Source organism: Pseudoclavibacter sp. RFBG4, assembly GCF_002931515.1.
Lineage (GTDB): Bacteria > Actinomycetota > Actinomycetes > Actinomycetales > Microbacteriaceae > Pseudoclavibacter.
This window is the reverse complement of the sequence record NZ_PSYC01000067.1, coordinates 1-9,087: the sequence shown is the minus strand read 5'-3', so window position 1 is coordinate 9,087 and position 9,087 is coordinate 1. Positions and strand designations below refer to the sequence as shown.

The following is a 9,087-nucleotide window of genomic DNA, read 5'->3' as shown; positions in this document are numbered from 1 at the left end:
GTCGCACACGACCTGCCCCTTGAGATGGTTCGAGATCGTCCACACCTTCAGACCATTGCGCTCGAGGATGTCGAGCCGCCCCTGGACGTACTCGGCGTCATCCCAACGCCACGGATCCAGATGATCGCCCCAGCACGCGATCTCCAAACCGTCGTACCCCCACTCCCCCGCAAGGCGAGCGACCTCCTCGAACGGCAGATCGGCCCACTGACCGGTGAACAACGTGACAGGACGAGACATGCTTCTCCTCTTAATTAACGTTCTCGAATGCTTGGGCCGCGCTGCTCAGACAGCGACGGCGGAGCGGGTCTCGACCCACGCGCTCTCCGCGGCCGAGCTGCGCTCGACGGCGTCGAGCACCCGCTGCACGCTGAGCCCTTCTTCGAAGCTCGAGTGCAGCGGGGTGCCGTCGGCGATGGCGGTGACGAGGTCGACGACCTGGTGGGTGAAGCCGTGCTCGTAGCCGAGCATGTGACCGGCCGGCCACCAGGCTGAGACGTACGGATGTTCGGGCTCGGTCACGAGGATCTGCGCGAACCCCTGCGCCCGGCTGTCCGCCGTGCGGTCGTAGTACTGCAGCGAGTTGAGGTCCTCGAAGTTCCAGGCGAGGGCGCCGAACTCGCCGGAGACCTCGATGGCGAGCGCGTTCTTGCGGCCCGTGGCGAAGCGGCTCGCGTCGAACGAGGCGAGCGCCCCGCCCGAGAGCCGTCCGGTGAAGATCGCGATGTCGTCGACGGTCACCGCCCCAGTGCCAGAGCCGTCGGCGAGCGGACGCTCGGCGATGATCGTGTCGATCGTGCCGGAGACCCGGTCGACGCTCTGGCCCGTGACGAACTGCGTGAGGTCGATGGCGTGCGCCCCGATGTCGCCGAGCGCGCCCGAACCCGCGAGCTCCTTCTGCAGGCGCCACGAGAGCGGTGCATCCGGGTCGACCAGCCAGTCCTGCTGGTAGGACGCACGCACCCGGTGGATGCGCCCGATCCTGCCCTCGGCGATGAGGTCGCGGAGCAGTGTCACGGCCGGCACGCGGCGGTAGGTGAAGCCGACCATCGACCTCACGCCGCGCTCTGCTGCGCGCGCAGCCGCATCCGCCATCGCCTCGCCCTCGGCGACCGTGTTGGAGAGCGGCTTCTCGACGATGACGTGCTTGCCCGCCTCGAGCGCCGCGATGGCGATCTCGGCGTGCGAGTCACCCGGCGTGACGATGTCGACGATGTCGATGTCGTCTCGCCCGATGACCTCACGCCAGTCGGTGGCCGACTCCTGCCAGCCCCACTGCTTCGCGGCCTCCGCGACCGCGTTGCCGTTGCGCCCGACCACAAGCGCCATCTCGACCTCGGCTGGCAGGCCGAAGACGCGAGGCGCCTGCCGCCAGCCGACCGAGTGAGCGGCCCCCATGAAGCCGTAGCCGATCATGGCCACGCGCAACGGCCGGGTCATGCGAGGACCACTTCGCGCTCGACGGGGACGCGGTTGGTGACATAGCGGCCCGGCGCGATCTGCATGTAGAGGAGTCGCATCGTGAGCACGACCTCGACCGTGAGCTTGTCGCCGGCGGCGGGCACCTCATCCAGCTGGATGACGATGTCGGGCCGGTCGGAGAGGAACCAGAGGGTCTCCGACTGGTCGGGCAGCTCGTCGATCGCGTAGGAGCGTCCGGCGAGGTCGAAGCGCAGCCTGTCCTTCGGGACGGACACCCCGTTGACGTTGACCTCGACGTTGTCGACGGCCGACAGCCAGAGGCTGCGGTACCAGGGGATCTGCACGGAGACGCTGATGCCGTCCTCGCGCCGGGTGACGTCCTTCTCGGCGAAGAGCGAATTGTGAGTTGCCATGTGTCTGTTCCCTAGCCTCAGGCGACCGTGAGGCTGTTCGCCTCGGCCGCAGTCTCTTCGATGGCACGGCGCATGAGCGCGTGCTGCTGACGCACCTGCTCGACCGGGTCGCTCTCACCGAGGTCGGCGAAAGCGTGGCCCTCCCACTCGCTGGAGAGGTAGCCCTGGTAGCCGCCCTTGACGAACTGGCGCACGATGCGCGCCGTGTCCATGGCCGGCTCCTGGCCGTGCTCGTCGATGTCGTAGAACTTCGCGTGCACGTGGAACATCTGCGGCATGATGTCGAGCCACTCCTCCGGCTCGACGAGACCGTGCATGTTGAACGCGAGGCGCGTGAACGGGCCGAGGCGGGCGAAGTCGAACTTCTCGGCCGTGAGGAAGTCCTCGAAGGCCTGGTTGCGCACGTGCATCGGCTGCGGGCGGCGCCAGATCTCGTCCATGACGGGGAAGTACTCCTCCGGCATGCCCATGCTGCTCAGGGTGCGCAGCAGCCGCGGCGAGAGGCTGTGCATCGTCGAGCTGAAGTCGGCGGTGAAGCCGAGGCGGTCGCTGCCGAGGTCCTCGTACATCTCGCGGATCGCGTGGATCTGCGGGGCGTTCGGGCCGGAGGGGGCGTGGATCTCGTAGCCGAGGCGCTGGTCGTACTTCTCTGCGAGCGGCAGGAGTCGCGCGAGCAGCTCCTTGCCTGCCGAGCGGATGACGACGGTGCGGAACCCGAAGTCGTTCGCCGTTGCGAGCTGGCGGGCGAAGAACTCGTACTCCTCATCCGGCGTCATGTCGCGGTCCTTGCGGCGCCCCATGTCGAGGTTCGTGCCGACGGCGCTGGGCTCCAGCTCGTAGCGCTCGAGGGTGTCGCGCCAGAACTTCACGAACTCGTGGTCGGTGTCCGGGTAGGTGCGCAGCAGCTGCGCGATGTTGAACTCGACGCCGGTGCCCAGGCCCTCCTTGTGCACGGCCTCGACGAGCGTCTCCGGCGTGTAGAGGCCGGCCGCGAACTCCGAGGTGAGCGAGTAGAGGGTGATGCCGAGCTTGATGCCCGTTCCTGCGATGCCATCTGTCATGGTGTTCTCCTTCTGGTCGCGGCGGTCAGCTGCGTACGGGCAGTGCATGGTGGGCGGCGAGGATGCGCCGCGCCTCAGCGGGGTCGGTGATCATGCGCGAGCCCGCATCCGCAGCCGCGGAGCGCTGGACGGCGTGCTCGGCGCGGATGATGTCGAACGGGCTCTGCCAGTGGTTCCAGTGCCAGCCCTCGTACTCGCTCGAGACGGCGCCGGAGTAACCCTGCTCGACGAGCAGCGCGATGAGCTCGCGGACGGGAACCGAGGGCTCCTCCCCGTGCTCGTCGATGCCGAAGAACTTGCCGTGCACGTGCTTGACCCACGGCATGATCTCGAGCCAGTCCTCGACGCGGGCCGGGCCGAAGAGGCCGGTGCCGTTGATGGCGAAGTCGATGCCGAAGTCGGGGCGCCCGTGCTTCGCGGCGAGGCCGATGAAGGAGCCGAAGCGCTTGCCGTGCACGCCCTGGTCGGCGGGCGGTCCCTCCGCGTAGTAGCCGTCCCACAGCTCGACGAGCTCGGTGAGCAGCTCCTCCGAGGCGCCGCGGCGGCGGTAGGCCTCGACGGCGGATGGGGCGAACGCCTTGGTGGTGGCGCCCCAGTCGGCGGTGAAGCCGAGGTACGGGGAGCCGACCTGCTCGAAGCGGTCGCGGAGCGCGAGAATGCGGGGGTGCGAGGCGTACTGGTCGGCGTGCACCTCGAGGGCCAGCGTCACGCCGTGCTTCTCGGCGATTGGCGCGAGCTGCTCCATGGAGTCGGGTGTGATGGAGATCTGCACGCGGGCGACCGGGAAGCCGAGCTTGGCGGCCGCCTCGATCTGCCGCGTCATGTACTCGACGAGCTCGTCCTGCGAGAGCAGGCGGTCGCGGTGGATGCCGATGTCGGCGTTGACCGCGAGCGAGGTGCGGACCAGGTCGAGCTCCTCGACGAGGTCGGAGAACCAGCCGGCGAACTCGTCGGTGATGTTCGGGAAGCCTCGGATGCTCGAGAACCCGATGAGCTCGAGGCCGGGCCCGAAGCCCTCGGCCGCGACCTTGCGGATGAGCCCTTCGAGGTCGTACTCGCGCCCGTGGAACGCGCGGGTGAAGCTGTAGAGGGTGACCCCCTGGATGGGGGTGCCGAGCTCGCTGCTCATGCGGAGACCGCCTTCATCGTCTTGGAGTTGTGTTCTTCGATGCGGAGCACCCCGTGGTCGGTGATGATGTACGGGATGTAGAGCTTCAGGTCGACGTCGACCGTGTGGTCTCCGTCTCCCGCCGTGATGGGGATGTCGCCTTCGACGACGACGGAGTCCGTCGGGAACCACCACTCGCTCGTGTCGCCGGCGAGCTCATCCGGTGCGTAGGTCCTGCCGTTCATGGTCCAGCGCAGCGACTCGAGCGGGGCGGCGATGCCGTCGACCGAGAGGCCGAACTCGGAGATGCAGGATGCGGGCAGCGAGCGGTACCAGGGCAGGCGCACCTCCACCGAGGTGCGTGTGCCGTTCGTCTTGAGCGTGTCCTGCTCGATGATCCGATCAGGAATCATGGTGGCCTCCTAGCCAGTTGTCAGTCATGGTCAGTGCTCTGTCGCCTGCGACGCGAGCGCTGGTGCGGTGGTGAGCTTCGCCGCGACGTCGCGGGCGCCCTTCACGGCGAGCGCGACGCTCGTGAGGGTGGGGTTGCAGGCGGTCGAGGTCGGGATGACGCCGTTGCCGGCGACGTAGAGCCCCGGCACGCCCCAGACCTCGCTCGTCGGCGAGCAGACGCTCTCGCCGTCGTCGGTCTCGCCCATGCGGGTCGTGCCCTGGTAGTGCAGGGATGCGCCGAAGGGGAGGCGGATGACGCGTTCGTCGAGGGGTTCGCCGACGGCGTCGCCGAGCACGCGCAGCTCGGCCTCCGCCGCATCCATCACCGCTCGGTCCTTGTCGGTGGCGGTGTAGTGGATGCGCACGGCGGGCATCCCGTAGCTGTCGAGGTGCCCTTCGGTGAAGAGCACGCGGTCGTCGCGCTGCAGCTCCTTCGCGCAGAACATGCCGAGCCCCACGATGGAGCCGGGGATGACGGCGTCGTCGACCGCGACCGGCACGGGGGACGCGTCGAGCTGCATGATCTGCCCGTGGAACGGCTTCGCGTCGGTGTACGGCACCCAGCTGACGCCACTCGTCTCGCTGATGGCGCCAGCGGTCTTGTCCTGCACGGCGGCCGCCGATGCCCCCGGCGCTTCGATGCCTGTGATCCGGGCGGCGAAGACGACCTGCGACTGGTCGTTGAGGTAGCGGCCGAGCGCGTCGGGCCGGATCCCGGAGGCCCACAGGACCTGCGGTGTGCGGAGCGCGTCGGCGGCCACGACGACCACTCGGGCCGCGACCACGCTGAGCTGCGCTGCGCCGGCCTCGCTGAGGTCGCGCACCTCGACTCCCGCGACCGCGCCGTCGTCGCCGAGCACGGTCCTGGTGACGAGGGACTCATCGAAGAGCTCGAAGTTGGGGTTCTCGCGTGTCACGTCGCCGAGGACGACGTCGGAGCCCGACCAGACGAGGCGCCCGTCGTCACGGCGCCGCACGGCGAGCGGCATCCGCTGCACGCGGGCGGCAGGCTCGCGGCCCTCGTCGACCACCGGCGAGAGCCGGTCACGGATGAGCTGGCTGAAGGGGGCACCCTCGAACGCGTCGGTCGTGACGCCGAGCAGGCGCTCGGCCTCGCCGAGAAGTTCGTCGAGTTCGCCCGTCGCGTCGAGGAAGCTGATGCGCTCGCTCTCGCCCGGGCGCGGGCAGGCACCCGTCCAGTGGGCGGACATGCCGCCCACATTGCTCGACATCGCCGCGACGGGCATCCCGTCGCCGCCGTCGACCGAGAAGTCGCCGTCGGGGAGGATGTACGTGCCCGGGCGCGACTGTCGCTTCCCCTGCGCGAGGGCGACGGGGCTGTTGAGCTTGGAGGCCGCTTCGCCCGGCCCCTCGGAGCGCCGCTGGGCGGAGCTCCGAGCTTCGAGGTCCTCGATGTTCTTGACGTGCGCGCCTGGCGGGTTCGAGACGGTCGGCCCGACCTCGAACATCGCGATGCGCAGCTCGGGTGCCGTCTCGCTCAGGATGCGCGCGTAGCTCGCGCCGGCTGGTCCGCTGCCGACGATGGCGACGTCGACGCGCTCCGGGTAGCGGCTCATGCCGACGCCGCGGCTTCCTTCACGAAGGCCACCGATGCCGCGGACTCCGTGGTCGGGTAGTACTCGAGGCCGATGGGGCCGTCGTAGCCGGATGCGCGCAGCACGGAGAACTTCTCGGCCCAGTCGAGCGAGCCGCTGCCGGGCTCGCCGCGGCCCGGCGCATCCGCCAGCTGCACGTACTTGACGATGTCTCCGGCGTTGGCGAGCTCGGCCGCCATGTCCTCGCCCTCGACGGCGGAGTGGTAGATGTCGTAGAGCACGCCGAAGTTCGGGGAGTCGACGCCGCGGGCGACGTAGACGGCCTCGGAGGTGCGGTCGAGGAGCGAGCCGGGGTGGTCGACGCGGATGTTGACCGGCTCGAGCACGAGGGTGATGCCGGAGCCCTCGATCTGGGCGATGGCCTTCTCATAGATGGCGATGAGCTCGTCGAGCTGCGTCTGCCGCTTCGAGCCGCCGAAGCCCGTGCCGCTGCCGACGACGAGGCGAGGGCAGCCGAGGTCCTGCGCGATGGCGACGCCCTCGTCCAGGCACTGGTAGAAGAAGGAGTGGTCCTTCGGCGGGATCATGAACTGCGTGCGCGGCTCGGCGAGCTGTGCCGTGAGCTGCGTGCCGGTCTCCTGCAGGGCCGCCTTGAGGGCGGGGATGTCCTTGGGCTTGGCGGGCGCGTCCTTGCCCGTCGGTCCCCACATCTCGACGGCGTCGAAGCCGGCAGCCGAGGCGGCGCGGACTCGGTCGTGGTAGTCGCCGGCTTCGGTGAAGAGGAGTTCGATGTTCGGTGCGAGCTGGTACATGGCTGGTCCTTTGCGAGGTTCGAAGAGTGAGGGGTCGACGCGTGGAGGTCGAAGCCCGAGGCGGGCGATGCGCTAGAGGCGGTCGGCGAGCTGACGGATGAGGGAGTGCTGGCGGCGGACCTGCTCGATGGAGCGCCACGGTTCGCGCTCGCCCTCGTATTCGCTCGAGAGGTAGCCCGTGTACCCGGCGTCCTTGAGGGCCTTGAGCACCGACTCCCAGGGGATCTGCTGGTCCTCGAGGTGCTCGTCGATGTCGTGGAACTTGGCCTGGATGAACACGACGTGCTCGATGATTCCGGCGATGTCGGCCGGGTCGACGCCGATGCCGTCGAGGAAGTCGGGGCGCTTGCCCGGCAGCTCGCCCGGCCGCAGCGGGATCGGCCGGTCCTGGAAGATGCCGGTGTCGAGGAGCAGCCCGAAGTGCTTCGTGCCGGTGCGCGTGATGAGCGCGATGTAGTCGTCGACGACCTCGTGCTTGATGGGCGTCGGCGAGTGGATCTCCGGGCAGATGATGACGTCGAGTTCCTCGGCGAGGGGGAGGCTCAGCTCGACGGCTTCCGTCCAGCTGTGGTGCGGCACGAGGTCACTCGTGACGACGCCGATCTTCGGGCGCACGAACCTGAAGCCGAGCCGCTTGGCGAGGCGCAGGTCACGCTGCAGGATCTCGGCACCCTCCGCCGCGGTGAGGTCGCGCGCCTGCGCTCCGCTCGAGAAGAGCCGCGTGTCGATCCAGGAGCCGTAGTTCGTCGGCTCGAGCGAGTACTTGTCGAGCAGCGCGAACCACTCGTCGACCCACTCGTCACTCGGGTTGGGGTAGTTGGGGATGTGCCCCTCGCCGAGGATCTCGACGCCAGTGGCGCCGAGGTCGGCGATCGAGCGCAGCGCAGTCTCGAGGTCCATGACCGTGCCGTAGTCGCCCATGTAGCTGTAAAGGGAGACGCCGTATTTGAACCGCGCACCCTGCGCCTCTGGGGTCAGCGTCACGTGCTTGGAGACCTGGTAGCGGCTCGGCTGGTGCTCGAGCGGGATGTACGACATCCGCAGGCGCAGGTCGACCGAGAGCTCGTGCACGCCGTCCGGCAGGCCACCCTCGAGGGGGACGGTGACGGTGGCGGGCTCGTCGAGCTGCCAGCGCACATCCTTCGACACCCACAGCTCCTCGAGCGTGTACGTGTTCCCCTGGAGCGTCCAGAGCGGGACGGTCGGGTCCACGTCGATGACGCCGGGGATCTGCACGCCGACCCCGTCGATGAGCGAGGCCGCCATGCCGCGGTACGAGGGCATGCGGAGCTGGAATTGGAACCCGGTGACCGTGCCGCCCTCGCGCACGTTGCGGAAGCCGACGGACTGGATGAGGTCTCTCTCGAGAAGCATCGTTGCTCACTCTCTGTGTCTGTGCGTCCACTCTACGCACTTATGTCGGTTTCAGTCATAAGAAAGGCTGATGTGCGCCTTAGGTGCTGCGGATGCGGTCGAGCCGGCAGCAATAGCGGTGCCCGAGCATCCGGAACCCGCCGCCGCCCGTCGCCGCCCGTCCGCCCTCAACTCAGTCGGCCCACAGACCTGGGCCATGCGCACCTGCGGGCGCCGTTGCGCCTGCACAACCCCCAGGTCTGCGCAGAACCCCGCTCACGCACGCGCCTCCCCGCGCCCACGCGCCCACAGTCCTGTGCTTTCCGCACCTGCGGGCGCCCTTTCACCTGCGCAACCCCCAGGTCTGCGCAGATCCCCGTCCACGCACCCACGCGCCTCCAGACCTGTGCCTTCCGCACCTGCGGGCACCCTTTCGCATGCGCAACCCCAGGTCTACGCAGACCCCTGCCCGCGCGCCCACAGACCCGGGCCATGCGCACCTGCGGGAGCCCCACAGCCTGCACAACCCCCAGGTCTGTGCAGAACCCTGCCCGCGCACGCGCCTCCCCGCGCCCGCGCGCCTCCAGACCTGGGCCTTGCGCACTCGCCGGAGCCCCACAGCCTGCACAACCCCCAGGTCTGCGCAGAACCCTGCCCGCGCGCCCACGCACTCACAGACCTGGGACTTCCGCACCTGCAGGCGCCCGTCCGCCTGCGCAACCCCCAGGTCTGCGCAGAACCGCACCCACGCGCCCACAGACCTGGGCCTTGCGCACCTGCGGGCGCCCCACAGCCTGCGCAATCCCCAGGTCTGCGCAGAACCCCGCCCGCCCACGCGCCTCCCCGCGCCCGCGCGCCCACAGACCTGGGCCATGCGCACTTACGGGAGCCCCTCCGCCTGCACAACCC

Annotated in this window: 8 protein-coding genes and 1 pseudogene; all 9 read right to left on the bottom strand. The window is 69.2% G+C overall.

Going from position 1 to position 9,087, the window contains the following annotated elements; translation table 11 throughout:
* A pseudogene (locus tag C5E10_RS18650) lies at positions 1 to 240 on the bottom strand (sugar phosphate isomerase/epimerase); the annotation flags it as partial.
* A 45-nt stretch (positions 241 to 285) separates the two neighbouring features.
* Positions 286 to 1,440 (bottom strand): Gfo/Idh/MocA family protein, encoded by a 1,155-nt coding sequence (locus C5E10_RS18645; RefSeq protein ID WP_104332930.1) that lies wholly within the window; start codon positions 1,438 to 1,440, stop codon positions 286 to 288.
* Positions 1,437 to 1,835, bottom strand: a complete 399-nt coding sequence (locus C5E10_RS18640; protein ID WP_104332929.1) for a DUF6379 domain-containing protein — start codon at positions 1,833 to 1,835, stop codon at positions 1,437 to 1,439. Before C5E10_RS18640 ends, C5E10_RS18645 begins: the two co-directional genes overlap by 4 nt.
* Positions 1,836 to 1,852: 17 nt before the next feature.
* Entirely contained in the window at positions 1,853 to 2,896 is a 1,044-nt protein-coding gene (locus C5E10_RS18635; protein ID WP_104239785.1) for a sugar phosphate isomerase/epimerase, read from the bottom strand.
* Between the two features lie 25 nt (positions 2,897 to 2,921).
* Positions 2,922 to 4,025, bottom strand: coding sequence for a sugar phosphate isomerase/epimerase (locus C5E10_RS18630; RefSeq protein ID WP_104332928.1), 1,104 nt, complete (start codon positions 4,023 to 4,025; stop codon positions 2,922 to 2,924).
* Positions 4,022 to 4,417, bottom strand: coding sequence for a DUF6379 domain-containing protein (locus tag C5E10_RS18625; protein ID WP_104239787.1), 396 nt, complete (start codon positions 4,415 to 4,417; stop codon positions 4,022 to 4,024). Before C5E10_RS18625 ends, C5E10_RS18630 begins: the two co-directional genes overlap by 4 nt.
* Positions 4,418 to 4,447: 30 nt before the next feature.
* Complete coding sequence (locus tag C5E10_RS18620) at positions 4,448 to 6,034, bottom strand: GMC oxidoreductase (protein ID WP_104332927.1); 1,587 nt, start codon at positions 6,032 to 6,034, stop codon at positions 4,448 to 4,450.
* Positions 6,031 to 6,825, bottom strand: coding sequence for a TIM barrel protein (locus tag C5E10_RS18615; RefSeq protein ID WP_104332926.1), 795 nt, complete (start codon positions 6,823 to 6,825; stop codon positions 6,031 to 6,033). The genes C5E10_RS18620 and C5E10_RS18615 overlap by 4 nt, the downstream gene beginning before the upstream one ends.
* Positions 6,826 to 6,897: 72 nt before the next feature.
* On the bottom strand, positions 6,898 to 8,199 hold the full coding sequence (locus C5E10_RS18610; RefSeq protein WP_104332925.1) for a DUF6379 domain-containing protein: 1,302 nt from the start codon (positions 8,197 to 8,199) through the stop codon (positions 6,898 to 6,900).
* Between the last annotated feature and the right edge of the window lie 888 nt (positions 8,200 to 9,087).